Origin of the sequence: Deinococcus sp. AB2017081, assembly GCF_034440735.1 — a bacterium.
Lineage (GTDB): Bacteria > Deinococcota > Deinococci > Deinococcales > Deinococcaceae > Deinococcus > Deinococcus rufus.
Genome location: NZ_CP140098.1, coordinates 1,948,789 through 1,974,328, shown reverse-complemented (window position 1 = coordinate 1,974,328; position 25,540 = coordinate 1,948,789). Strand labels below are relative to the sequence as shown.

Sequence of the window (25,540 nt, the reverse complement as noted above, 5' to 3'; positions counted from 1 at the left end):
TCACAGCCCCTGGGCGTCCAGCAGTCGGAGCAGCAGGGCGTCACGGTCGATGCCGTCGGCCACGCCCTCGAAGTTCAGCTGCAGGCGGTGACGCAGCGCGGGCAGCAGCACGGCGCGGATGTCTTCCGGGGCCACGTGGGCGCGGCCCGTCAGCATGGCCTGGGCCTTGGCGGCCAGCACCAGCGTCTGGGCGCCGCGCGGCGAGACCCCGAAGCGCACGTACCTCCGCACCTCCGCGCCGCTCTCGGGGCGGGACGGCTGGGTGGACACGACCACGCGCGACACGGCCTGCACCACGTCCGGCGACACCGGCATGGCCCGCACGATCTGCTGAGCCTCCAGCAACTCAGCGGGCGTGAGGCACTGCGGGGCCTGTTCCTGGCGCAGCCCGGTCGTCTGCGCCACGATGCGCTCCAGCGTCCCGGCATCCGGGAACGGCACGTCCACCCGGAAGAAGAAGCGGTCCATCTGCGCCTCGGGCAGCAGGTAGGTGCCCTCCTGCTCGATGGGGTTCTGGGTGGCGAGCACGAAGAAGGGCCGGGGCAGGGCCCGCACGGTGCCGGCGACCGTCACGGTGCCTTCCTGCATGGCCTCCAGCAGCGCCGACTGGGTCTTGGGGGTGGCACGGTTCACCTCGTCGGCCAGCAACAGCTGCGCGAAGATCGGGCCGGGCATGAAGGTCAGCGCCGCGGCGCCGCCCTCCTGCGGGGCGAGCACCAGCGTGCCGGTGATGTCGGCGGGCATGAGATCCGGCGTGAACTGCACGCGGCCCAGATCCAGCCCGAAGGCGTCGGCGATCGTGCGCACCAGCAGGGTCTTGCCCATGCCCGGAGCCCCCTCCAGCAGCACGTGCCCGCCCGAGAGCAGGGCCACGAGCACCTGATCCACCACCCGCTCCTGGCCGACCACGACGGCGCTGATTGCCTCGCGGGCACGGTGCAGCGCAGCCAGCAGCGCGTCCAGACGGTTCAGGTGGGTGGCGGTGGTGGGGGGCAGGGCGGCGGTCGAGTCGGTCATGGCGCAGTCCTCGCGGGGTCTGGGGAAGTGGTGTCTGGGGGGGTGGTGCGGTCGAAGTACGATCGGACGGTGGCGCGCGTGTCCGGGGGGATGTCGGTGGTCGGGGTCGGGGCCTCGGACGCGGCCTGCCACCCGCCGGTGCCGGTGGCGGCGGCTGTGGACAGGGTGGTCGGAACACGCTCCGGCGCGGCGAGCACCTGGATGCGGTCGCCCAGCACGCCGGCCCCCCCGAGTTCCGTGACGGCCGAACTCTGGATGGGATTCAGCGTGCCGACCCCCAGGCCCACGCCGCTGCTCGATCCGGCCGCGCCGCCGCCGGAGTCGCTGGTGCCGCTCTGGGTCTCTCCACCGGGTTTCTTGCGGGCCGCGCCGGACGCCGGCTGCGCCCCGCGGTTCATGTCGTTGTTGGTCAGGCAGCCCTGCACGCAGCGGTCGGCTCCCTCGCTCTCGATGCCCCGCCCGCCCGACGCGGCCCGCAGTCCGGAGCTGCCGGGATCGGATTTCTGCTGCATGGCCTGCGCTCCGGGGGTCGTGGACGGATCGTAGGGGGCCGACGCCAGATTCTCGGCTGGCGTGACCGACTGGTTCTGGAACTGTCCGGATTCCCGCGATCCGAACGGCGTGTCCTGCGTGCGACCGCCCGGCACGGCGCTGACGCTGGAGGAGTCGCCGGCCGTGCCGGGGGTGACGCCCTGCCGGGCCTCGCGCAGCGGGCTGCGGGCCGCCGTGCCTCCAGTCCCCGCGACCGCGCCGGGTTGACCCGCCGGAGCCGCGACCGACGCGACGTCACTGGTCGGGCCACCCTGCGGGGCGGCCGTGGTCGCCGCCTGAGCCTCAGGAATCTCCGGCTCCGGCGTGGGCTCGTTCACGACCGGACTGGAGGTGTCGGTGGCGGCCTCCGGGGTAGATGGGGTCGCCAGGGATTCAGTTGGTTCGTCCACCGCCTGAGCCCTGGGCACCTCCGTGGCTGCTCGTTCCAACGTCACGGGAGCCGGCCACCACAGGCACGCGGCCACAGCGACCAGCGCGGCGGGCCACAGCCACACGCGGGCGGCGGGCACCGGCAGCAGCGTGGTGGGGTTCAGGGTCGCGGCGGCCTCGTGGGCACGGGCCTGCACACGGGCGTGCAGGGCTTTCTCCCACGGCTGGGTCGGGTGTTCGGGCAGGGTCAGGGCCGTCGTGAGCAGCCCGGACAGCGCGGCGCGGCGGTCGGCGGTGCGGGCCGCGTCCAGCGGGGTCGGGGCAGGCGAGCGCCACCAGTCGAGTAGGCCATAGACCGTGCCCACAGCCGCCGAGGCCATCACTGCGACCGTCAGCGACAGTGTGATCAGCCCCAGCAGCCGCCCCACCCCGAGCACCGTCAGGCCCAGGGCTACCCCCCACAGCGCGTGGCGCACCGAGGCGTGGACGCGGAGCAGCCGTGCCCGGCGCTGCACTGCACCGAGAGCGGCGCGCACGCCGGAGTCGGCCGCGAGGCTCATGAACTGCGCCCCAAGAAGGTGCGCGGCAGCAGCCGGCCGAGCAGCCGACCAACCACCGCGAAGGCCACGGCGACCAGCGCGGCGAGCACGATGTAGAACACCAGGTGGCTGACCTCGGTGTACAGCGCGAAAAAACGCACCCGGGCCCCCAGGCCATCCGTGCGTGACAGCAGTTCGGACGCGACCACCGCCACGAAGGCGTACCACAGGGCGCGCGACAGGTACGCGCTGCGGCGTTCCTCCAGCGTGCGGCGGCCCAGCGCGAAGACCTGCACGCCGCACGACAGCGCCGCGACGGTGATGGCGGTACTGTCCCGCACGCCCAGGCTGGGGATCAGGTTCATGGCCACCAGGATCAGCACCCACGGAACGGCCAGCAGGGTCAGCAGCCACGGCGTCAGAACGGCCTCGATGCGTGGCGACCGGCGCATCACGGCGGCCAGCAGCGCTCCACCGCCCAGGCCCAGGCCCAGCGACAGCAGCAGGCGACCCAGCGTGACCAGCAACGCCTGCACGGCCCCCGGCCACTCGGCAGGCAGCCACGAGAAATCCAGCGCGGTCATGCCCCCACCCCGGCCGGAGCGTCGGCGCGGCGCAGCAGGCCGCGCACCTCACGCAGCAGCGGCAGGGTCGCGGGATCGTCGGGATCGCGGGGGCGGGGCAGGTCGATGTCGAGCGTGCCGGCCACGCCCGTGGGGGCGCCGCCCAGCACCAGCACGCGGTCGGCCAGTTGCACCGCCTCGCCCGGATGGTGGGTCACGAGCAGGGTGGTCGCGGGCCGGCGGCGCAGCAGGTCGCCCAGCTCGGCGCGGAGTTCGGCGGCCGTCAGTTCGTCCAGTGCCCCGCAGGGCTCGTCGAGCAGCAGCAGATCCGGACGCACGACCAGGGCACGGGCCACCGCCGCCCGCTGCGCCATGCCCAGCGACAGCTGACCGGGGCGGTCGCGGTCGCGCCCGGCCAGTCCCACCAGGGCCAGCGTGGCCGGAATGTCGGCGCGGAACTCGGGCGGGCACACCAGCGCGAGGTTCTGTTCCAGCGTGAGCCACGGCAGCAGCCGGGCATCTTGGAACACGTACCCCACACGGGGCGGCGCAGCGGTCACGACCCGGCCACGGCTGGGCTCGGCCAGGCCCGCCGCCACGTTCAGCAGCGTGCTCTTGCCGCTCCCGCTGCGGCCCAGCAGCGCCAGGATGCCGCCGGGAGGGACGTGGGCACTCACGCCGCGCAGGATCTCGCGGGTGCCGTAGCGCACGCCGATGTCCTCGAAGCGCAGGTCGGTGCCGGTCATCCTTCCCCCGTGGGCCGGGGCGGTGTGCCCTGCCACGCGGCGGCGCGGGTGCTGGCCATGGCGATCGCGCCGTCCAGCGCCGACAGCACTGCGGTCATGACCAGTCCATACGCCAGAATCCCGCGCATCTCGAACTGCTGGAAGTAGAACGCGATCATGTACCCCACCCCGCTGGTGCGGCCGAAGACCTCCCCGAACACGACCATCTTCCACGCCAGCGACAGCGTGACCCGGGCGGTGCCCAGCAGCGTGGGCGTGAGCTGCGGCAGCGTGACCGAGCGCAGCGTGGCTGCCGGACTGAGCCGGAACGAACGCGCCATCTGGGCGAGTCTCGGATCCAGGCTCCGCACGCCCTCGCGCACCTGCACGGCCACGGTGGGGAGCAGGATCAGCGCGATCGAGAGGATGATCGCCCGCTCGTTCAGGCCCAGGATCAGGTACGCCGCGAGCAGGATCAGGATGCGCGGCACGGTCAGGCCCACTGCCAGCCACGGCGCGGCGAAGGCGGCGGCGGCCGGCACCCGCCCCAGCAGCAGACCCAGCGGAATCCCCACCACCAGCGCCAGCACGAAGGCCGCCACCACGCGCCACAGCGTGATCCCCACGTGCCCCCAGATCGCCCCCCGGCGCAGCTCGCGGCCCAGGAAATCCAGCGTGGCCCCCACGCCGGGGAAGGTGTCGGGCCCCAGCGCCCAGGACAGCGCGGCCCACGTGAGCAGCAGCGACACCGCCCCCAGCGCCGGCCACCGCCAGCGCTGTCCCGGCGACCGGCCGGCCAGCGCGGGGCGGGCTGTCACAGCGGGCCGGAGGTCGGTCACCAGGACTCCTGTGAACACGCGGCCATGCTCAGGGCTGATACGTCGTGGTGAAGGCGCGGGTGTCCAGGCGCGTCAGACCGACCACCTCCGGCCCCGCCACCGCGATCATCTTGCGCGTCAGGAGCAGCGTGGCGTTCAGGTCGGCCGCCGTCCAGCGGTTCGGCAGCCCGGCCGCCCACTGGGTGCGCAGGGCGGGCAGCTGCGAGCGGTCGGGGAGCACGTACAGGTTCTCCGCGAGCATGGCCGGCCAGTACGCGTCGTCGGTCTTCATGCGGTTCTCGGCCAGGCGCACGGCCTTCAGGAACAGCCCCAGCGTGGCGGGATCGGTGTCGGTGCGGGCCACGATGTACAGCAGCGGCACGTTCTGCGGCAGGCCCAGTCCCTTCAGGAGATCGGCGCTGGAGACGAGCTGCCGGAACTTCCCGCCGGAGACCATCCGGGCCGAGTGGTGCCAGAAGGGAATCCCGGCCTGGATCTCGCCCCGGTTCATGAACTGCTCCATCAGCGGGCTGGACACCGACACGACCTTCGAGGCGTCCTGCACGTCGAAGCCGGCGGTGGCGCGGGTGTAGGCCCGCAGGATCAGCAGGGTCTTGTCGGTCAGGCTGGTGGCTCCCAGGGTCTTGCCGCGCAGGTCGGCCACCGTCCGGACTGGACTGCCGTCCGGCACCACGACGCCCCCGGCGAGCAGGCTGAAGGGATACACCGCACTGACAGGAAAGCCCTTCTGCCGCAGCAGCGTGACCTCGATGAAGTCGTCCACGACGACCTGCGCCGCGCCCGAGCGCAGGGCCACGCGGGTGGCGTCCTTGCTGGCATACGTGGTGGCGTTCAGCGTGAAGCCGAGCTGCCGGTCGATACCGTAGCGTGCGATGGCATACGTCACCCACGACAGCGTGCCCCCCGCCTGGAGGCCAACGCTGATGGACTTCTGGGCACTGGCGGAACCGCCGAGCGCGAGGGCAGACGCGAGGAGCAGGACGTGCGGTCTGGACATGAGACTCCTTGCTGGAACGGTCAGGACGAACACCGGCAGAGGGCAGCGCCGTGGGGCGGCCGCATTCGGGACAGGGGTGGTGACCCTATCCTGCGCGGGCCAGGGTTGCTAAAAGGTTGTGTCGCTGTCCCCCCCATGGAGCCACCCGACCCCCTCCACGGCCACGGGGACACCGGTGAAACAGACCCGGGAACACTATTGGCGTATCGAATCGCCATGGTACCCTTGGTCACCAACACTTCCACGATCCGGCCAGCAGCGGTGCAGGGTTCAGACCGGAACCGGATCGACACCCTCACCGCACGTCCGCGAGGTACGGCAGGAGATGATGAACGAACGTCTGGCCCTCGAACGTCAGAAACTGGTGCGTGCGTGGTACCGCTACGTGACCCGGCAGGGCCCGGCGCTGGCGATTCCCGACGAGCTGTCGGATGAACCGGCCCGCCCCGAGGTGAACGTCGACGAGGAGGTCGCGGCGTCGTGGGCGCGTTCGGCGCTGACGGTGCCGCCCGAGCGGGTCAGCGCCCCGGTGGTCAGCGAGGCCGACGTGAAGCACTCGTGGCAGGAGTCGCCGCTTGAATACGGCGTCCGTGGCCTGATCCCCGAACTGCGCCGCCTGGCCGAGGAAGCCGACCTGATCGTCGGGATCGGCAACACCGACGGCACGCTGCTGTGGACTCAGGGCAGCGAGCGCATGGCCGATCTGGCCACCAGCATCAACTTCGTGCCGGGCGGGCAGTGGGGCGAGGGCAGCGTGGGCACGAACGCCCTGGCGCTGGCCCTGCGGACGCGCCAGCCCGTGCGCGTGTTCAGCGCCGAACACTACGTGCAGACCGTGCACGACTGGGTGTGCTACTCCAGCCCGATCCGCGATACCCAGACCGGGACGCTGCTCGGCGTGCTGGATTTCAGCACCACATGGGAGCACTCCACGCCGCTTGGGCTGGCGAGCGCCCGGCACTACGCGCAGCAGATCGAGCTGGCCCTGAGCGGGCGTCCGGCCGCGCCGGTCAGCGACCTTCAGCTGCGGTTCTGCGGGCCGCCCCAGGTCATGTTCGGCGGGCGGCGGCTGCACCTGACGCCCCGCCAGCATGAACTGCTGTGCGTGCTGGCGCTGCACCCCGGCGGCCTGACCCTGGACGCCCTGCACGCCCACGTGTACGGCGACCAGCCCATCAGCCTGAGCACCCTGAAGTCCGAGGTGAGCACCCTGCGCTCGCTGCTGGGCGGCCAGATCGCGTCGCGCCCGTACCGTCTGAGCGTGCCGGTGCAGCTCGACGTGCAGGAGATCGAGGAACGCCTGCTGGCCGGGCAGGTCAGCGCCGCCGCCGACGTGTACGATGGGCCGCTGCTGCCACACTCGGCGTCGCCGCTGCTGACCTACTGGCGCGAGTACCTCGACGCGGCGCTGCGCGAGGCGGTGTGCCGTTCCCGGAATGCCGATCTGCTGTGGCGCTACGCCTCGCGCTTCGATGATCCCGAGGTGCTGGAGGTGCTCGAGACCCTGCTCTCCGAGGACGACCACCGCCTGCCGATCGCGCGCGCCCGCCGCGCTGCCCTGGACGCCGCATTCTGACCACCCCGGCGACCACGACCCGCCCGTGGACCGCCCTGACCCTGCTGGGCGTGGCCGTGGTGCTGTGCATGGCCCCGTGGTTCTCGGCCGCCGCCGTGCTGCCCCAGCTGCGGGCCGAGTGGAACCTGAGCCCGCAGGCCGGCTCGTGGCTGGCGCTGGCCGTTCAGCTCGGCTTCGTGGTCGGCGCGGTGGGCAGCGCCCTGCTGAACCTCGCCGACCGGGTGCCCAGCCGCGTGCTGATCCTGGTCGGGGCGCTGGTCGCCGCCGGTGCCAACGCGGCGCTGCTGGTCATCAATGACGGTTCGCTGGCGTTCGTGCTGCGCGGGCTGGTCGGCGCGGCGCTGGCGCTGGTCTACCCACCGGCCCTGCGGGCCATGTCGGCGTATTTCACGACGGGCCGGGGCGTGGCGCTGGGCGTCATGGTGGGTGCCCTGACGCTGGGGTCGGCGTCGCCCCATCTGGTCAACGGTCTGGGCGGGGCACAGTGGCGCACCGTGATCGCCGTCACCAGCGTCCTGGCCGTGCTGGGCGGCGTGATCGCCTCCCGCGTCGGGCCGGGGCCGCACCGGTCGCCCGCGCCGCCGTTCCGGCCCGCGCAGGCGTGGCAGGCCCTGAGTGCCCGTGGCCCGGCCCTGGCGACCCTGGGCTACCTGGGCCACATGTGGGAGCTGTATGCGATGTGGACGTGGTTCGCGCTGTACTACTCGGGCGTCCTGCGGGCGGCCGGCGGCACGGACGTGACGCGAGTCTCGGCGCTGGCGACCTTCGCGGTGGTGGGCATCGGGGCGCTGGGCTGCGTGCTGGGCGGCGTCCTGGGCGACCGCTGGGGCCGCACCCGCGTGACCGAGCTGTCCATGTGGCTGTCCGGGGCGAGTGCCGTGGCCCTGGCCCTGCTGGTCAGCGCACCGCCGGGCGTGATCCTCGCGGTCAGCGTGTTCTGGGGCTTCTGGATCATCGCGGACTCGGCGCAGTTCAGCACCATCGTCAGCGAGGTCGCCGATCCCGCGTACGTGGGCACGGCCATGACCGCGCAGCTGGCCCTGGGCTTCACCCTGACCGCCGTGAGCATCGCGCTGGTGCCGGCGCTGGAGCCGCGCATCGGGTGGCCGGGCATCTTCCTGCTGTGGAGCGTGGGGCCGCTGCTGGGGGCCGTGACCATGCGCGTCCTGCGCGGGACGCCCGAGGCTGCCCGGATCGCCGGCGGACGGCGCTGAGCGGGAAGAATTCAGTCCAGCCGTTGTCACTACCAGAGTACGCACAGGCGACCACCATCCCCTGACTACACTTGTGGCATGACATGGAATCCGGAGCAGTACCACCGGTTCAGGGAGGCCCGCTCGGCCCCGGCCCGCGACCTCCAGGCCATGATTCCGGCGCACGACTACGGCCGGATCGTCGATCTGGGCTGCGGCACGGGCGAACAGGCCCTGGAGCTGGCGCAGCGCTTTCCGGGCGCGGCGGTGCTGGGCCTGGACAGCAGCGCCGAGATGCTCGCCCGTGCCCAGGAGCACGACGCGCCGAACCTGACCTTCGAACAGGCGGACATCCGGGAATTGAACGGCTCCTTCGACGTGATCTACTCGAACGCCGCGCTGCAATGGCTGCCGGATCATCCGGCGCTGCTGCGGAACCTGTGGCCGCACCTGAATCCGGGGGGCATGCTCGCCGTGCAGGTGCCGGCGAACCATGACCACGCCTCCCACCGCCTGCTGACCGAGACCGCCGAGGACTTCGCGGCGGAACTGGGCGGCTTCACGCGCTTCGGCACCGCGCAGGGGGCGTCCCCGGTGCTGACCCCGGCCCGCTACGCCGAGGTGCTGGACGGCCTGGGGGCGCTGGACATCACGGCGATCAGCAAGATTTACCCCGTCGTGCTGGACGGCGCGGATGGAATTGTTGACTGGACGCGCGGCACCGCGCTGGTGCCCTACCTGTCGAGACTGAGCGAGGCGGACGGCCAGCGCTTCCTGGCGGCCTACCGCGCCCGGCTGCGGGCCGAGTATCCCGGCGACCGCGTGTACTACGCCTTCACCCGCGTGCTGTTCGTCGCCACCCGAGCGGCCTGACTCCGGCGGTCACTTCAGGAAGTCGGAGGGGCTGAGCCTGCCTTCCATCACCTGCGGGGTCACGAGCATGACGACGCGCACGCGCCGGCCCGATTTCTCCACCCCTGTTCCATCCATGTAGTACAGACTCTTGAACGTGCCGTCCTCCAGCCGGTAGAGGTTCCACACGAGTTCCGGACGTCTGGGATCAGCCTGGCGGCCCAGCGACGTCACCGTCTTCGCTCCGAACAGCTCACGGGCCGGCGCGGCGGGTTCGACCGCCATCAGCGCCCAGTGCGCCTGACTGCGCTTCGGCATGTACAGGAACATGAGCCCCTCGACGGGCACACCCGCAGGCTTCACCCAGATCTGCATCACGACCTCGCCCATCAGGCGGGAGTCCATCGCTGGTGTGACCTTGCTCTGACCAGTCGCATACGCCCACATCACCTTGGAATAGTCGGCCGCTGCGGCATGACCGGACAGCATGACAGACATGGACAGCAGGGCTGCGAGTGGTTTCATGAAGCAAGTATGAAGACGTGACCGGCTCCATGCGGCTGAACTCCATCACCCACTGGGGGCCACCACCCCCCCGGCCGTTGTGGGCGGGCGCAGAAGCCCTCGCTACACGCCCCGCCGGGTCACGCCCTTCATGGGGCGGTGCGACCACGGATCGTCCGGCCACGGGTGTTTGGGGTAGCGCCCGCGCAAGTCCTTCCTGACCTCGAAATACGACGAGTTCCAGAACGACCGCAGATCCTGCGTGACCTGCACCGGACGGCCCGCCGGTGACAGCAGATGCAGCAAGACTGGCTGCCGCCCATGATCGACAGCCGGCGTGTCGGCCAGTCCGAACAGCTCCTGCAACTTCACGGCCAGGATGGGAGCCTCGCCCACGCGGTATTCCAGCCGGATGCGGCTGCCGGTGGGGACGGTCACGTGGGTGGGGGCACGGTCGTCCAGCTCGCGGGTCAGGTTCCACGGCAGCCGGGCGGTCAGACCGGAGCGGACGTCCACCCGGCCCAGGTCGTCGCGGGTACGGGCACGGCCCAGGGACGGCCCCAGCCACTCCTCCAGCGTGTCCAGCAGCGCGGCGTCGGACAGGTCGGGCCAGGCCTCGTCGGAGTGCCAGAAGCGCAGCGATCCGACACGGGCACGCAACTGCGCGGCGTCCGCCGGGAAGGTCAGGAGGTGCAGCCCCTCGGCGCGGATGGCGTCCGCGAGGGCCGTGACGCGCTGGGCGGGGGGCAGGTCGCGCAGCGGGCGGGTGTCCAGCACCAGCGCTCCCAGCCGCTGCTCCTGCTGGGCGATCAGGGTACCGGTACGGGTGTCCCAGCGCACGGCATCGACCCAGGTGGCGTGCCCTCGCAGCGCGGCCGGATCGAGGGGGGCGGCGAGGTAGATGCGGGCCTCGGCGTGGCGGGCATCGACGTGGGCGGCGGCCAGGGCCGGGACACCCGCCAGGGCGTCGCCCTCCGGCAGGGCCGCCCCCTGCCCACCGGCCAGCAGGAACCGGCCCGGCGGTCGGCCGGTCTGGGCCTCGCGGGCCAGGGCCACGCGCTCGGGGTACGCCAGCGCGACCAGTTCCCCGACGTCCCACGCGCCCGGCAAATCATTGTCCGGGGCCACCTCGAGCCCCTGCCGCCACTGACGTGACAGGCGCTCGACCCGCTCCAGCACGGCGGCGTCTCCCCGGTGGCCCCGGCGCTGTCGCCAGTTCCGCAGGGCCTCTACCCGCTCGGTCAGGTCGCTGCCGCTGCCCGGTGGCAGGGGATCGCGTTCCTCCAGCAGCGCGGCCACGTCGGCGGCCAGGGCACCGCGCCCCGTGGCATGGCCGGTGGCGAGCAGGTGAGCCAGCCGGGGGTGCGTGGGGAAGTCGAGCAGGCGGGTGCCCTCCGGGGTGATCCGGCCCGTGTCGTCCAGCGCGTCCAGGCCGCGCAGCAGCGTGCGGGCGGCCTCGATGCGCGGGGCGGGCGGCGCGTCCAGCCACTCCAGCGCAGCCGGGTCTGGACTCCCCCACTGCGCGAGTTCCAGGGTCAGGGGGGCGAGGTCGGCCTCCAGCAGCTCCGGCACGCGGGACTCGGGCAGCAGGGCGTGGGTGCGCTCGCTCCACAGGCGGTACGCAGTGCCCGGCGCGGTGCGGCCTGCCCGGCCTGCCCGCTGCGTGGCCGCGTCCCGCGTGACCCGCGTGGTGACCATGCTTGTCAGCCCGGTCGCCGGATCGAAGGCCTGTGTGCGGCTCTGGCCGCTGTCCACGACGATCCGCACACCGTCGATGGTCAGCGAGGTCTCGGCAATCGACGTGGCGAGGATCACGCGCCGCCGCCCGGCCGGATCGGGCCGCAGGGCACGCTGCTGGGCTTCCAGGGGCAGGTCGCCGTACAGCGGGAGCACGGCGGCGTCCACGTCCGCGAGTTGCCCCGCCGCCGCCCGGATCTCGCGCACGCCCGGCAGGAAGGCCAGGAGGTCGCCCGTGTCGGCCTCCAGCGCCCGGCGCACCGCCCGCGCCACGGCGTCCTCGATGCGGCCCGTGGGGTCGGTGGCGGCATAGCGGATCTCGACCGGGTACGCCCGACCCTCGCTGGCGACCAGGGGGGCTCCCAGGCGGCCGGGCAGTCCGGCGTCCAGCGTGGCACTCATCACCAGCACCCGCAGGTCGTCGCGTAGCGCTCCCTGCACCTCGCGCAACAGGGCCAGCGCCAGGTCAGCATTCAGGCTGCGCTCGTGGAACTCGTCGAGGATCACCAGCCCCACGCCGCGCAGCTCCGGGTCGCGTTGCAGGCGGCGGGTCAGGATGCCCTCGGTGACGACCTCCAGCCGGGTTCGGCCCGACACGCGGGACTCGAAGCGCACCCGCGAGCCTACCGTGCCGCCCACGGTCTCACCCAGGCCCTCGGCCAGGCGGGCGGCGACGGCGCGGACGGCCACGCGGCGCGGCTGGAGCATCACGATGCCCTGCCCGGCCAGCCATGGTTCATCCAGCAGTGCCAGCGGCAGCGCGGTGCTCTTGCCCGCGCCCGGCGGAGCCTGCACGACCACCAGTTGGTGTGCCGCCAGTGCCTCCCGCACGGCGGGAATCACCTCGGCAATGGGCAGGTCGGTCGGCGCGGTCACGCGGGGAATGCTACCGCTCCGGCCTAGCTCAGCGTGAGGACGTCCCGCAGGTCGCGCAGCGTGGCGTCCGGCACCTCGTCCGTCAGGACGTGCCCGGTCGGCAGGTACGCGGCCCGCAGACCGACCTGCTGCGACCCCCACACGTCGTTGCGCGGCGAGTCGCCCACGAACCACGCATCCGCCGCCGCCACGCCCAGCCGTTCCAGCGCCAGCGTATAGATGCGCCGATCAGGCTTGCTGAGGCCGACCTCCCGGCTGATGACGATGTCGTCGAGAAGATCAGTCAGGCCACATGCATTCAGGCAGCGGGTCTGCGCGTCGACCCAGCCGTTCGTCACCACTCCGACCCTCACACCGTTTGCCCGGAGCATCCGCAAGACGTCGTGCGCGTGGGGCATCGTGACGGCACTGTCTGGATGTGTCCAGAAATCGGCAAACAGCGCATCTGGATGATGGGACAACCCAAATTCCTGTACCAGCAGCGGCATGACTTCAGCCTTCGGGCGGTAGCCGAAGTCGTCCAGTTCCAGAAAACGGGCGCCGTAGCCCGGCGGCAGGTCGAAGCGCTGCACGTGCCCCTCCAGCCATGCGCGGATCGTGGCCGCCCGGTCATGCAGCGTGCCGTCCAGATCGAAGAGAACGGCCTTCACTCCGGCAATTGCCCCTTGTGGAAGGCCGCACCGCGCTGCGCGACCTCCTCGTGGATCAGGCTGGTGTTCAGGCAGGTCGCGGCGTGCATTCCCGCCGCCGCCGCCTGGACGACGTACTGCGGCGCACCGGTCATGTCGCCCACCGCCCACACGCCCGGTACGCTGGTCTGGCCCAGGTCGTCCACGACCACCCGCCCCGCCTCGTTCAGCGTGCAGCCCAGGCTCGCCGCCAGGGGACTGCCCTGCTGCTGCTCGGGCGACACGAACACGGCGTCCAGCGCCAGCGGCGGGGCCCCGTGGAAGCTGGCACACACCCCATCCTGACCCGTCAGGGCGCGGATGACGTGTTCGCGCACCTTCACCCCCACCCGGCGCAGGTCGGTCTCCTGTTCGGGGGTCAGCAGGGACGGCCCGTCGGTGAGCAGCGTCACGCGCTCCGACCACGCGCGGACGGTCAGGGCGAGGTGGTGGCCGCCCTGCCCGCGCCCGTACACGGCCAGCGCCCGGCCGTGGTGCTCCCAGCCGTCGCAGTACGGGCAGTGGTAGACGCCGTGGCCCCAGCGTTCGCGCAGACCCGCCACCGGGGGCAGGACGTCCCGCACGCCCGTGGCGAGCAGGAGCCGCCGGGCCGGCACCCATGACAGCCCCGCCCGCACGCAGAACCCGCTGGGCACCGCCCGCGCCTCGCGGGCCGGTTCGGACAGCACGGTCACGTCGTAGGGCTCCAGATCGGCCAGCCCCCGCGCCTTCAGGTCGCCGGGATCAATGCCGTCGCGGGTGAGCAGGCCGTGCGCGGCCCCGGACGCGGCGTTGCGGGGCGGGCCGCCGTCGAGCAGCAGCACGCGGCGGCGTGACCGCCCCAGGGTCAGGGCAGCGCTCAGCCCGGCGGGGCCAGCCCCCACCACGACCACGTCGTACCCGGCTGGATCGGGCGGGGCGACGGTCACGGACGCGGCCCCGGCCGGATCATCAGCTCCGTGAGGTCGGCGTCGTCCGGCGCGGCCAGCATGAACGCGATGGCGCGGGCCACGCTGACCGGATCGAGGTACTCCTGCGGGCGGTACTCGCCGCCCTCCTGGGATCGCACGTGTGACTGCATGGGGGTGGCCGTGCGGCCCGGATACACGGTGCCCACACGCACGCCATGCGGCGCCTCTTCGGCCCGCAGGGCGTCGGCCAGGGCACGCAGGGCGAACTTGCTGGCCGCGTAGGCTCCCCACCCAGGATTCGCCGTGCGGCCCGCGCCGGAGTTCACGAACACCACGCGGCCCCGTTCGTCACGCACGCGGGGCAGCAGCACGCGGGTCAGCTCGGCCGGCGCGACCGTGTTCACGGCCAGGATGTGTGTCCAGATGGCGTGGCCCACGTCCGCCACGGCCCCCAGGTCGCCCACGCCCGCGTTGTGAACGACGTTGGTCACGCGGCCCAGCCCGGCCACGGCGGCCTCGAAGGTCTCTGGCCGGGTCAGGTCGAGGGGCAGCACCGCGCCGCCGACCTCGGCCTGAAGGGTCGCCAGCCGCCCGTCGTCCCGGCCGCTGAGGATCAGGTCGTGCTGGGGGGCCAGCACGCGGGCCAGGGCATGGCCGATGCCACCGGCCGCGCCAGTGATGAGGGTGACGGGTCGCTGGGTGGCGGTCATGGCCTGACCTTAACGCACACCCGGACGCCCGGACTGCTGCCCCTCCAACAGAGTGCGGGGGATGCGAACCTCCCCCACCGGCCTACCGGACGGTCACGCGCACGGGCCGGGCCGGCACACGCACCGCCGCGCCGCCCACCCGCGCCGATAGCCAGCTCTCCAGCATGTATTCGCCCGCCGGAAGCGTCAACGTGCGGGTAAACGACACGTTGCCGCTGACCGCCGTGGACTTGGTGACGACCTCCTGCGTACACAGCCGCTGCTGTCCGGCCACCGGATACACGACCCGCTGGGTACCGACCTCGACGACCCGCAGCAGCGGCGCGAAAGCGCAGTTCTGGTCGTTGTCGCGCCGTACCCCGAACACCACCGGGGCCGGGCGGGTGCTGCGCACGGTGAAGGTGAGCTTCAGGGCTCCTGTGACCGTGCGCGGCACGAACAGCGTGGCGGTCACGCCGTCCAGGGCGACCGGGGGCCGGGTCGGAACCGGCCTGGAGGGCCGAGGCACCACGAGCGCCGGGGGCACGGTCTCGAGGGGGGCTGGCTCCAGGGGCACGGGGGCCGCCGGCTGGCCCTGCACGGGCGGCAGCTCCGGCGGGAGCGCGGGGATCTCGGGCGGGGCGGACTGGAGACTGGCCCCCGCCGCGCCGGCCAGGGCCAGCGCGGTCAGGAGCACCCGTGACGTGGAGAACATGATCCAGCCTACCCCGCGCCGCGACACGTCAGCGCTGGCCGGCGCCGGCACCGGGCACGTGCCCCAGGTGACCCGGGACGGCCTGCGTGTCGGCGACCCTCGGCCTCCCTCCGGTAACGATCCGGGCGTGGCCGGCGGCCCCAACACCCGCAGCCTCCCGCACCGCGCCAGCAGCGACCTGTGCCGACACACCGACGCTGCGGTGGCCTGCCAGGCGTCTGCCTGCAATGGCAGGAATCGTGACAGCCTGCGCGTCGTACGTCCTGGCGTAGCTGGGTTCCGCGCAGCACTGCGCCGGGCCGTCCGCAGGCGTCGCCCAGCAGGACTGCGGAGCGGCGACCATGGGCCGCCACCGGTCTGGTCGACGCCGAGCACATTGACCAGCCCCCAGCGGCTCCCGCCATCCGAGGCCCCGGCGCTGCTGTCCCCCAGGGGGCGAGGGCCGGGGCGTCCGGCGGTTCGTTCTCACCACTGGATGGCCGGGTGCAGCCCGCCGACCGCCCCCTGTCCACCCCACCCCCCTTTTGCCGCGCTGGGCGTGCGCTATCCTGCCCGTATCGTGCCCCCTGGGCGCGGTCATCCAGAGTCGCCGGAGGGCCTTTCCTGCCCTGTGATGGCGTGGCAACCGGCCCCCATTGCGGCAGCGGTGCTGACAGGAAAGACCCGCGTGGGTGCGCTGACGATGGCGCGAGCGGGGACGATGGCCAAGGGGCGGCGCATGAGCGCAACGACTACAGAGGCCGCCGAGGGGCGGCTTTTTTCGATCAGAGGTGGACGATGAGCACGGATATTCGCGCCGAGGCGCAACGACGGATCCTGATTCTCGATGGGGCGTGGGGCACGCAGCTCCAGCAGGCGGGCCTGACCGAGGCCGACTTCCGCTGGGACGGGGCCGATCCCCTGCGGATGTACCGGGGGAACTTCGACCTGCTGCAACTGACGAAGCCGGACGTGATCCGCGCCGTGCATCGCGCGTACTTCGAGGCGGGGGCGGATATCGCCAGCACGAACACCTTCAACTCCACAACCATCAGTCAGGCGGACTACGGAACGGAAAACATGGCGCGCGAGATGAACGTGCAGGGCGCGCGGCTGGCGCGCGATGTCGCCGACGAGTTCACCGCCCGTGACGGGAAACCCCGCTGGGTGGCGGGGAGCATCGGGCCGACGAACCGCACGGCGACCCTCTCGCCGGACGTGGAACGCCCGGAGTTCCGCAACGTCACGTACGACGATCTGGTGGCCGCGTACACCGAGGCCGCCGAGGGCCTGATCGAGGGCGGCGCGGATCTGCTGCTGCTGGAGACGGTGTTCGACACCCTGAACGCCAAGGCGGCGCTGTTCGCGTGCGAGGAGGCCTTCGCCCGCACCGGAAAGACCCTGCCGGTCATGCTGTCCGGGACGATCACGGACGCCTCCGGGCGCACCCTGAGCGGGCAGACGCCGGAGGCCTTCGCGATCAGCACGGGGCACGCGAATTTGTTCAGCCTGGGCCTGAACTGCGCACTGGGGGCGGATCTGCTGCGCCCGCACCTGCGCGAGATCGCCGCGAACACAGAGGCACTGGTGTCAGTGCACCCGAACGCCGGTCTGCCGAACGCCTTCGGTGAGTACGACGAGACGCCCGAGCACACGGCGAGCGTGCTGGCCGACTTCGCCCGCGAGGGCCTCGTGAACATCGTGGGCGGGTGCTGTGGCACCACGCCCGAACACATCCGCGCGATTGCCGACGCGGTGCGCGAGATCACACCGCGCGTGGCCCCCGAGCAGCCCGCCGTGCTGCGCCTCAGCGGCCTGGAACCGCTGAACGTCACGCCGGAACTGAACTTCGTGAACGTCGGCGAGCGCACCAACGTGACCGGCAGTCCCAAGTTCGCGAAGGCGATCCTGGCCGGGGACTTCGACGCGGGCCTGAAGATCGCGCGGCAGCAGGTCGAGAACGGCGCGCAGATCGTGGACGTGAACTTCGACGAGGGCATGCTCGACGGCGAGGCGGCCATGGTCAAGTTCCTGAACCTGCTCGCCGGCGAGCCGGACATCAGCCGCGTGCCGCTGATGCTGGACAGCAGCAAGTGGGAGATTCTGGAGGCGGGCCTCAAGCGCGTGCAGGGCAAGGCGGTCGTGAACTCGATTTCCCTCAAGGACGGCGAGGAGAAGTTCCTGGAACGCGCCCGCCTGCTGCGGCGCTACGGCGCGGCGGCGGTCGTCATGGCCTTCGACGAGCAGGGGCAGGCGGACAACCTGGAACGGCGTATCGAGATCACCTCCCGCGCCTACCGCCTGCTGACCGAGGGGGTGGGGTTCCCGCCGCAGGACATCATCTTCGACCCGAACATCCTGACCGTCGCCACCGGCATCGAGGAGCACGACCGCTACGCCATCGACTTCATCGAGGCGACCCGCTGGATCAAGGCGAACCTGCCGGGCGCGCTGGTGTCGGGCGGGATCAGCAACGTGTCGTTCTCCTTCCGGGGAAACAACCACGTGCGCGAGGCGATGCACGCCGTGTTCCTGTACCACGCGATCCGCGCGGGACTGGACATGGGCATCGTGAACGCCGGGATGCTCGCCGTGTACGAGGACATCGCCCCCGAACTGCGCGACGCCGTGGAGGACGTGATCCTGGCCCGCCGCCCCGACGCCACGGAACGCCTGCTGGAACTCGCCGACCGATACAAGGGCGTGAGGCGTGAGGTGGGCGCGGGCAGCCCGTGGCGTGACCTGCCGGTGCAGGAGCGGCTGAAGCACGCGCTGGTGCAGGGCATCGCGGACTTCGTGGACGCCGATGCCGAGGAGGCCTACCAGGAACTCGGCTCGCCACTGCTGGTCATCGAGGGGCCGCTGATGGACGGCATGAACGTGGTGGGTGACCTGTTCGGGGCCGGGAAGATGTTCCTCCCGCAGGTCGTGAAGTCCGCCCGCGTGATGAAACGCGCCGTGGCGTACCTCACGCCGTACATGGAGGCCGAGAAGCAGGAGGCGGGCGGCAAGGGCAGGGTGCTGATGGCGACCGTGAAGGGCGACGTGCACGACATCGGCAAGAACATCGTGGGCGTGGTGCTCGCGTGCAACGGCTATCAGGTCACCGACCTGGGCGTGATGGTGCAGACCGACCGCATCCTCGACGAGGCCACGCGCATCGGCGCGGACGTGATCGGCCTGAGCGGCCTGATCACGCCCAGCCTGGACGAGATGGTCACCGTGGCCCGCGAGATGACGCGCCGCGGCATGACCCAGCCCCTGCTGATCGGCGGCGCAACCACCAGCCGCGCCCACACCGCCGTGAAGATCGACCCGGCGTACCCCGGCCCGGTCGTGCACGTGCTGGACGCCAGCCGCGCCGTGACGACCACCGCCGACCTGCTGGCCGACCCGCGCGGCGTGCAAGAACGCATCCGCGAGGAGTACGACGCGCTGCGTGAACGGCACGGCGAACGCAACATCCGCCTGATTCCCATCGAGGCCGCCCGCGAGCGCGCCCCGCAGCTCTCCCCCACCGTCCCGCCAGCCCCGCGTGAGCCGGGTCGTCAGGTCATCGAGCAGCCCATCGCGGAGCTGCTGGACTTCATCGACTGGACGCCCTTCTTCATCGCGTGGGAGATGAAGGGCATCTACCCGAACATCCTCACCGACCCCCTGCGCGGCGAGGAGGCGCGGAAACTGTTCGCGGACGCGCAGGCCCTGCTGCACCGCGCCACCGACGAGGGCCTGCTGACCGCGCGGGGCGTGATCGGCCTGTGGCCCGCCACGCGCGACGGCGACGACATCGCCGTGCAGGTCGGCCAGGATATTCCGGCGGGCGAGACGCTGGATTTCGCCACGCACGAACTCGCCGCCGGGCGCGAGGCGCTGCCCGGCGTGGTGCACCTGCACACCCTGCGCCAGCAGCGCGAGCAGACCACTCCGAACGTGGCCCTCGCGGACTTCGTCGCGCCGCACGGCGATCACATCGGCGCGTTCGCGGTCGCCATTCACGGCGCGGACGAGCTGGCAGCGGTGTTCGAGGCGCAGCACGACGACTACAACGCCATCCTCGTGAAGGCGGTCGCCGACCGGCTGGCCGAGGCCTTCGCTGAGAAGCTGCACCGCGACGTCCGCACGAAGCACTGGGGCTACGCGCCGGACGAGACGCTGGGCAACGACGACCTGATCCGCGAGCGCTACGACGGCATCCGCCCCGCGCCCGGCTACCCCGCGCAGCCCGACCACACCGAGAAACGCACCCTGTTCCGCCTGCTGGACGCGCAGGAGATCGGCCTGGAACTCACCGAGTCCTGCGCGATGTGGCCTGCCGCGGCCGTGTCTGGCTTCTACTTCGCGCACCCCGAGTCCCGCTACTTCGCGGTGGGCCGCATCGGCCGCGATCAGGTGGAGGACTACGCCCGCCGCAAGGGCATGCCGCTGGACGAGGCCGAGCGCTGGCTGGGCCCGATCCTCGCCTACGACCCGGCGAAGGTGCCTGAGGTGGCCCGGTGACGGACTCGCCGACGACGCGCGTGTCCGTGGAACTCGTGCCCCGCTCCCGCTCCGGCCTGCGGGCCGAGATCGCGCAGGTGGTGGCGGCGCTCCCGGGCGTGGACACGGTGAACATTCCCGACCTGACGCGGTACTCGCTGCGGTCGTGGCTGGGATGCGCGTTCGCGCGGCCGCAGTACCGGGCGGTGCCGCACCTGCGCGCCGTGGACTTCGACCCGCGCGAGCCGCTGCCGTTCCTGCCCGCGCTGGACGAGCACGGCATCACGGAGGTGCTCGTCGTGACCGGGGACGCGCCCGCCGACATGAGCGCGAAGGTCTACGACCAGGACGCCGTCGACCTGATCCGCCGCCTGCGCCGGGACGCGCCGCACCTGACGGTCTATGCGGGCCTCGACCCGTACCGGCAGTCCTTCGCGCGGGAACGCGATTACCTGGAGCGCAAGCTGGACGCCGGCGCGGCCGGATTCTTCACGCAGCCGTTCTTCGACCTGCGCGTCATGGACGCCTACAGCGACCTGATCCCCGACGGCACCCAGGTCTGGTGGGGCGCGACGAGCATCCTGACCGAACCCAGCCTGAAATACTGGCGGGCGCGCAACCACGCGGTCTTCCCCCGCACCTTCACCCCCACCCTGGAGTGCAACCGCGCCTTCGCCGCCGACCTGCTGGCCTTCGCCCGCGAGCGCGGCCAGAACGCGTACTTCATGCCCGTGAAGGTGGACGTGCAGGAGTATCTGGCGGGGATTCTGTAGGGAAGGATGGGCCGCGCGGCAGCTGAAGTGCTGCCGCCTGAGCCTCGCAAATAAACCGTGGAGCCTGCCGAACCGTCCTACCCCTCGGCCCACCGCCCCTGGCCATGAGCCCCTGGACGCGCAGCATCCGGGCCTTCCACCTCGGCTGGGCATCGCGTCGAGGCCGGACACGCCAGCGCCCCACCCTCAGATGCGGCATCGAATGACCCTCTTGCCCAGCGCAGCGTTGCTCCCGCTCTGGGAGGGGGTTGGGGGGTGGGACGATCCGAGCCAGCACCACGAAAACGGCCTCCCCGACACGAGGAGGCCGCACCACACCCTGTTGTCAGTTGTTCGCGATCACGACCGTGAAGCTCCGGCTGATCTTGCCTTTCGCCGGGATCTCGACCTTCAGTTCCGCCAGACCCTGATTCTGGACAGGCGTGCGCGAGTCGATGATGATGATCCGCCCGCCGATGCGTTCGGTGATCTCGGCGCGGATGGCGCGGGCCTTGCTGCTCTCGAAGGCGTACGTGACCTTGTACGTGGTGCGCGTGACGTTCCCCTTGGCGTCCTTGTCCTGCTTCACGAGCTGCGCGGTGCGGGTGTACTCGACGTCGGGATCCTCGCCGAGGGTGAAGTCGATGGTGCCGCCCTGCCGGGTGTCGGGCAGCTGGGTCTGGCCGACGAGGCGGCCGTCCTCGCGGACGGTCAGGGGGCCGGCGGGGAGGCGCTGGTCGGCCTCCAGGCGGTAGAAGCGGTTCAGGGTGCCGTCCTGCGTGCCGGTGTTGAAGAAGGTCTCCAGGCCGACGTAGCGCTCGAATTTCGTCAGCTTGGGCGTCAGGAACGGCAGGGTGATGACGGAGTTGGCCGGCAGCGTGAACGGCGTGGTGAGGTCGTAGCGCGTCAGGCCGCGCAGTTCGCCCTGGGTGGTGATCTTGGGGGCGGGCGCGGCGGCGCTGGGCACGGCGCGCATGACGGCGTCGTTGGCGAATCCGGCAGCTTCTGCGGCAGGGTTCGCCTGCACGGTGACGTCGCCGGCGTACAGCTCGGTGTTCTTCACGTCGTACGGGAGCTCCGTGCCGTTGCGCAGGTCGGCAAGCGCAGCGAGCTGCGCCCCGGCGTCGCTGGCCCGCAGCGTGTAGCGCGGCGACCACGTGACGGCCCGGGTGAGGTACGTCAGGGTGCCGCTGCCGGCCTTCGGGAGCGTGTACGTGAGGGTCTGGCTGGGGCTCTGCGGGTTCAGGGGCGGGGGCGCGGTGAACGAGAGCTCCTCGAAGCGCACATTGAAGTACCGCCCCTGAGCGTCCTTGACGAGCAGGTCGCGGGCGCGCACGAGCGTGACGGGTTCGGTGGCGTCGCCCCGGCGCAGGTAGACCGTCTGGCCTTCCAGGCCCGCCAGCCAGTTGCTCTGGAGGGTCTGCGCGGCGCTCGTGAAGGGCAGGCCCTCCAGGTCGAGGGAGCCGGCGAGGACGTTCTCCCACGCGGCCTGCGGCAGCGTGACGTCCAGGGTGGTGCCGGTGGTCGTGACGGGCTGACGCACCTCGGTGAAGCTGGGGTAGATGCGCAGGTCGGTGGCGTGGGCGGTGGAGGCGAGCAGGGCGGCGGCGAGGAGCGCGCGTTTGGTCATGCCGCCATGCTGCGCCGGACTCAATTGTGAGATGTGAGAGGTTCAGTCAGAATCGGAACAGGAAAATCCCGCCCCAGAGGAGCGGGATGGACGTACCGGACGTCAGAGGATGTCGTCGCGGATGCAGGCCTTGAAGTGGTCGGGGCTGACCTCGCGCAGTTCCGGGACGGTGTGCGCGCACTCCTCGATCGCGTAGCGGCAGCGGGTGCGGAACACGCAGCCCGACGGCGGGTTGATCGGGCTGGGAATGTCGCCTTCCAGGATGATGCGCTGGCGCTTGACGGTCGGGTCGGGCACCGGAGCAGCGGACAGCAGCGCCTCGGTGTAGGGGTGCTTGGGCGCGGTGTTCAGCTCGCGGCTGGGCGCGATCTCCATGATGCGGCCCAGGTACATCACGATCATGCGGTCGCAGATGTATTCCACGACATGCAGGTCGTGCGCGATGAACAGCACGGTCAGGCCCAGCTCCTCCTGCAGATCCTGCATGAGGTTCACGACCTGCGCCTGGATCGACACGTCGAGCGCCGAGACGGGCTCGTCCGCGACGATGAAGGTGGGGTCGACGGCCAGGGCGCGGGCGATCCCGATGCGCTGGCGCTGGCCGCCGGAGAACTCGTGCGGGTAGCGGCGCATGTGCTCGGGCCGCAGGCCGACGCGCTGGAGCAGCTCCGCAATCCGGTCGATGCGGCCCTTGCCGGGGTGCAGGTTGTGGATCTGCATGGCCTCGCCGATGATGTCCGAGACGGTCATGCGGGGGTTCAGGCTGGCGAAGGGATCCTGGAAGATAATCTGCATCTCGCGGCGGTAGTCGCGCATCTGCGCCTTGGACAGCTTGGTGATGTCCGTGCCGTTGAAGATGACCTGCCCGCCGGTCGGTTCGATCAGGCGCAGGATGGCGCGCCCGGCGGTGGTCTTGCCGGAGCCGGACTCGCCGACCAGACCGACGACCTCGCCACGCTTGACGGTGAACGAGATGTCGTTCACGGCCTTGACGTTCGCGACCACGCGCGAGAGCAGGCCGCCGCGGATCGGGAAGTACTTCTCGAGGTGCTGGACGTCCAGCAGGGTGTCGCCCTTGGCGGCCATGCCACGGTCTTTGCCGGTGTAGGTGCTGGGGGCGGCGGTCATGCGGTCACCTCGGCCTGGGCCTGCTCGAATTCCTTCCAGCGGATACAGCGGGCCATGTGCCCGTGTCCGGTGTCCTCCAGCGCAGGTACGGCCTTGGAGCACTCCGGCACGGCGAATTTGCAGCGCGGCTCGAAGGAGCAGCCGGGCGGCAGGTTCAGCGGGTTGGGCACGTTGCCGGGGATGGCCTCCAGGCGGGGTTTGGGCTGGCCGGGAATGTGCTCGTACTCGCCGGGGCGCGGGATGGAGTTCAGCAGGCCCATCGTGTACGGATGGCGCGGGGCCTTGAAGATCTCGACCACGTCGCCCTCCTCGACCACACGACCGCCGTACATCACGACCACACGGTCGGCCATCTCGGCGACCACGCCGAGGTTGTGTGTGATGAACAGGATGCTCATGCCGATGTCGGTCTGGAGCTTGCGCATGAGATCAAGGATCTGCGCCTGGATGGTCACGTCGAGCGCCGTGGTGGGCTCGTCGGCGATCAGCAGGGCGGGGTTGCAGCTCAGGGCCATGGCGATCATGACGCGCTGACGCATCCCGCCGGACATCTGGTGCGGGTACTCGTGCACGCGCTTCTCCGGGGCAGGGATGCCCACGAAGCGCAGCATGTCGGTGGCGACGCCCAGGGCCTCTTTCTTGTTCTTGCCCTGGTGCAGCTGCACGGCCTCGGCAATCTGATCCCCGACGGTATACACGGGGTTCAGCGAGGTCATCGGCTCCTGGAAGATCATGGAGATGTCGTTGCCCCGGATCTTGCGCATGTCGGATTCGGGCAGCGTCACGAGGTTCTTCTGCACGCCGTCCTTGCCGGTGAACAGGATCTCGCCCTCGACGATCTTGCCCGGCGGCATGGCGATCAGGCGCATGACGGACAGGCTGGTCACGGACTTGCCGGAGCCGGATTCCCCCACCACCGCCAGCGTCTCGCCCTTCTTGATGTGGAAGGTCACGCCGTCCACGCTCTTGACGACGCCGTCGTCGGTGTAGAAGTAGGTCTTCAGGCCGTTCACGGCCAGTAGGGTCTCGCCCTGATGGGTCATGGTTCCTCCGGGAAATGCACGTCACGCATCATACATTTCGAATTGCCTATACTGGAATATTGGTTACTGGCGCTTGCGGGGGTCGAAGGCGTCGCGCAGGCCGTCTCCGAGCAGCTGGAAGCACCCTACCGTGAACACGATGAAGAAACCCGGAATGAGCACCCATGGCCGGGAGTTCAGGCTGGAAAGTCCGCCCTCCTGCGCCTGGCTGAGCAGGCTACCCCAGCTCACGTAGGGCTCGACGGCCCCGATGCCGATGAAGCTCAGGCCCGACTCGGTCAGGATCGTGGCTGGAATGCCCAGGCTGAGGCCCACGATCACGTAGGTGGTCATGGTGGGCAGCATGTGGCGAATCATGATCCGGTTGTCGCTCGCACCCAGAGACTTTGCCGCTGCGACAAAATCCAGTTCCCGGACGCTGAGCAGTTGCCCCCGCGTGACCCGGGCTAGACCGCCCCAGCTGATAAAGGCCAGGATGCCCAGGATGACGTATAGCGCCAGGATCGGGTTGATGTTCTTGGGGAAGATTGAGCGCAGCAGGATGATTAGGAACAGGTAGGGAATTGCGGCGATCACCTCGACCATTCGCATGATCACCGTGTCTACTATGCCGCCGAAGAACGCGGCCATGGCCCCCATGAACAGCCCGATGATTGTGCTCAGCACGACCGCGCCCACACCGATGGTCAGGCTGATCTGTGACGCATAGAGAATGCGCGTGAACAGGTCGCGGCCCAGGGCCTCGCCGCCCATCAGGTAGACCTTGCAGGTCGGGACGTCCACGCCGGTGCCGAACAGGTGCAGAGATCCGGGAATGAACCCCAGGATCTTGTAGGAATCACCGCGCACACCGAAGTAGATGGGGCACTTCTGGTTGGTGGGCCTGTACTCGTTGACGAAGGTGTCCAGGTTCAACTGTTGCGTGTACTGGTACACGAAGGGCCGGGTGAATGCCCCGGTCTGCGGATCGCGGATGTGCACCGGGGTGGGCGGGTGGAATTTAGTGATGTTACTCGTCGAGTAGTTCGACAGGCCGTCTGGCGCGATGAAGGGCGCAAAGATTGCCATCAGGTAGAGCAGGATGATCAGCACGCCGCCGGTCTGTGCGAGCCGGTTCTTCCGGAACTGGCCCCACGCGACGGCGAACTGCGACTGCCCACGGGGGCGGCTGGTGCGGGCGACGGGCGTACTGGGAGTGGTGGTCGTCACC

At 70.9% G+C, this 25,540-nt stretch carries 21 protein-coding genes; 5 read left to right on the top strand and 16 right to left on the bottom strand.

Annotated features, from left to right (window positions below; translation table 11 throughout):
• Genes U2P90_RS09530 through U2P90_RS09505 form a run of 6 tightly spaced genes read right to left on the bottom strand, consistent with a single transcriptional unit; the run spans nucleotide 1 to nucleotide 5,601 of the window.
• Entirely contained in the window at nucleotides 1-1,017 is a 1,017-nt protein-coding gene (locus U2P90_RS09530) for an AAA family ATPase (protein WP_322471915.1), read from the bottom strand.
• Nucleotides 1,014-2,498, bottom strand: a complete 1,485-nt coding sequence (locus tag U2P90_RS09525) for a hypothetical protein (protein WP_322471914.1) — start codon at nucleotides 2,496-2,498, stop codon at nucleotides 1,014-1,016. The genes U2P90_RS09530 and U2P90_RS09525 overlap by 4 nt, the downstream gene beginning before the upstream one ends.
• Entirely contained in the window at nucleotides 2,495-3,061 is a 567-nt protein-coding gene (locus U2P90_RS09520; protein ID WP_322471913.1) for a hypothetical protein, read from the bottom strand. The genes U2P90_RS09525 and U2P90_RS09520 overlap by 4 nt, the downstream gene beginning before the upstream one ends.
• Nucleotides 3,058-3,786 carry an ABC transporter ATP-binding protein gene (locus tag U2P90_RS09515; RefSeq protein WP_322471912.1) on the bottom strand — a complete coding sequence of 243 codons (729 nt, stop codon included), beginning with the start codon at nucleotides 3,784-3,786 and terminating at the stop codon, nucleotides 3,058-3,060. The genes U2P90_RS09520 and U2P90_RS09515 overlap by 4 nt, the downstream gene beginning before the upstream one ends.
• Nucleotides 3,783-4,604 carry an ABC transporter permease gene (locus U2P90_RS09510; RefSeq protein WP_322471911.1) on the bottom strand — a complete coding sequence of 274 codons (822 nt, stop codon included), beginning with the start codon at nucleotides 4,602-4,604 and terminating at the stop codon, nucleotides 3,783-3,785. Before U2P90_RS09510 ends, U2P90_RS09515 begins: the two co-directional genes overlap by 4 nt.
• Nucleotides 4,605-4,632: 28 nt before the next feature.
• Nucleotides 4,633-5,601 (bottom strand): ABC transporter substrate-binding protein, encoded by a 969-nt coding sequence (locus U2P90_RS09505; RefSeq protein WP_322471910.1) that lies wholly within the window; start codon nucleotides 5,599-5,601, stop codon nucleotides 4,633-4,635.
• 328 nt (nucleotides 5,602-5,929) lie between these two features.
• Here U2P90_RS09505 and U2P90_RS09500 point away from each other — a divergent pair, with 328 nt between their 5' ends.
• From U2P90_RS09500 to U2P90_RS09490, 3 genes are all read left to right on the top strand, one after another.
• The gene (locus U2P90_RS09500; RefSeq protein ID WP_295821970.1) at nucleotides 5,930-7,177 is read left to right on the top strand and encodes a helix-turn-helix domain-containing protein; all 1,248 of its coding nucleotides are present in this window, start codon (nucleotides 5,930-5,932) and stop codon (nucleotides 7,175-7,177) included.
• A gap of 50 nt (nucleotides 7,178-7,227) precedes the next feature.
• Nucleotides 7,228-8,391 (top strand): MFS transporter, encoded by a 1,164-nt coding sequence (locus U2P90_RS09495; protein ID WP_322471909.1) that lies wholly within the window; start codon nucleotides 7,228-7,230, stop codon nucleotides 8,389-8,391.
• A 78-nt stretch (nucleotides 8,392-8,469) separates the two neighbouring features.
• On the top strand, nucleotides 8,470-9,243 hold the full coding sequence (locus U2P90_RS09490) for a methyltransferase domain-containing protein (RefSeq protein WP_322471908.1): 774 nt from the start codon (nucleotides 8,470-8,472) through the stop codon (nucleotides 9,241-9,243).
• Nucleotides 9,244-9,252: 9 nt separating this feature from the next.
• Here U2P90_RS09490 and U2P90_RS09485 read toward each other — a convergent pair whose 3' ends face one another.
• The 6 genes from U2P90_RS09485 to U2P90_RS09460 all read right to left on the bottom strand — a co-directional run bounded on the left by U2P90_RS09485 (nucleotide 9,253) and on the right by U2P90_RS09460 (nucleotide 15,322).
• On the bottom strand, nucleotides 9,253-9,747 hold the full coding sequence (locus tag U2P90_RS09485) for a hypothetical protein (RefSeq protein ID WP_322471907.1): 495 nt from the start codon (nucleotides 9,745-9,747) through the stop codon (nucleotides 9,253-9,255).
• Nucleotides 9,748-9,849: 102 nt separating this feature from the next.
• Complete coding sequence (hrpB, locus tag U2P90_RS09480) at nucleotides 9,850-12,348, bottom strand: ATP-dependent helicase HrpB (RefSeq protein ID WP_322474687.1); 2,499 nt, start codon at nucleotides 12,346-12,348, stop codon at nucleotides 9,850-9,852.
• Between the two features lie 14 nt (nucleotides 12,349-12,362).
• Nucleotides 12,363-12,989: an HAD family hydrolase gene (locus U2P90_RS09475; protein ID WP_322471906.1), complete on the bottom strand. Its 627-nt coding sequence runs from the start codon at nucleotides 12,987-12,989 to the stop codon at nucleotides 12,363-12,365.
• Nucleotides 12,986-13,936, bottom strand: a complete 951-nt coding sequence (locus U2P90_RS09470) for an NAD(P)/FAD-dependent oxidoreductase (RefSeq protein ID WP_322471905.1) — start codon at nucleotides 13,934-13,936, stop codon at nucleotides 12,986-12,988. The genes U2P90_RS09475 and U2P90_RS09470 overlap by 4 nt, the downstream gene beginning before the upstream one ends.
• A complete protein-coding gene (locus U2P90_RS09465; protein WP_322471904.1) occupies nucleotides 13,933-14,628 on the bottom strand; it encodes an SDR family oxidoreductase in 696 nt (231 codons plus the stop codon). The genes U2P90_RS09470 and U2P90_RS09465 overlap by 4 nt, the downstream gene beginning before the upstream one ends.
• A gap of 82 nt (nucleotides 14,629-14,710) precedes the next feature.
• Entirely contained in the window at nucleotides 14,711-15,322 is a 612-nt protein-coding gene (locus U2P90_RS09460; RefSeq protein WP_322471903.1) for a hypothetical protein, read from the bottom strand.
• Nucleotides 15,323-16,099: 777 nt separating this feature from the next.
• On the opposite strand from U2P90_RS09460, the gene metH reads away from it, so the two are divergent.
• Both metH and U2P90_RS09450 read left to right on the top strand, forming a co-directional pair.
• A complete protein-coding gene (gene metH, locus U2P90_RS09455) occupies nucleotides 16,100-19,798 on the top strand; it encodes a methionine synthase (protein ID WP_322471902.1) in 3,699 nt (1,232 codons plus the stop codon).
• Entirely contained in the window at nucleotides 19,795-20,550 is a 756-nt protein-coding gene (locus tag U2P90_RS09450) for a methylenetetrahydrofolate reductase (protein WP_322471901.1), read from the top strand. The genes metH and U2P90_RS09450 overlap by 4 nt, the downstream gene beginning before the upstream one ends.
• Before the next feature lie 325 nt (nucleotides 20,551-20,875).
• Here the strand turns inward: U2P90_RS09450 and U2P90_RS09445 are convergent, their stop codons facing one another.
• From U2P90_RS09445 to U2P90_RS09430, 4 genes are all read right to left on the bottom strand, one after another.
• Nucleotides 20,876-22,159, bottom strand: a complete 1,284-nt coding sequence (locus U2P90_RS09445) for a DUF4139 domain-containing protein (protein WP_322471900.1) — start codon at nucleotides 22,157-22,159, stop codon at nucleotides 20,876-20,878.
• Nucleotides 22,160-22,261: 102 nt separating this feature from the next.
• Complete coding sequence (locus U2P90_RS09440) at nucleotides 22,262-23,287, bottom strand: ABC transporter ATP-binding protein (RefSeq protein WP_295823065.1); 1,026 nt, start codon at nucleotides 23,285-23,287, stop codon at nucleotides 22,262-22,264.
• Nucleotides 23,284-24,330: an ABC transporter ATP-binding protein gene (locus U2P90_RS09435; RefSeq protein WP_322471899.1), complete on the bottom strand. Its 1,047-nt coding sequence runs from the start codon at nucleotides 24,328-24,330 to the stop codon at nucleotides 23,284-23,286. Before U2P90_RS09435 ends, U2P90_RS09440 begins: the two co-directional genes overlap by 4 nt.
• A gap of 63 nt (nucleotides 24,331-24,393) precedes the next feature.
• Complete coding sequence (locus tag U2P90_RS09430) at nucleotides 24,394-25,539, bottom strand: ABC transporter permease (protein WP_322471898.1); 1,146 nt, start codon at nucleotides 25,537-25,539, stop codon at nucleotides 24,394-24,396.
• Nucleotide 25,540: the final 1 nt, after the last annotated feature.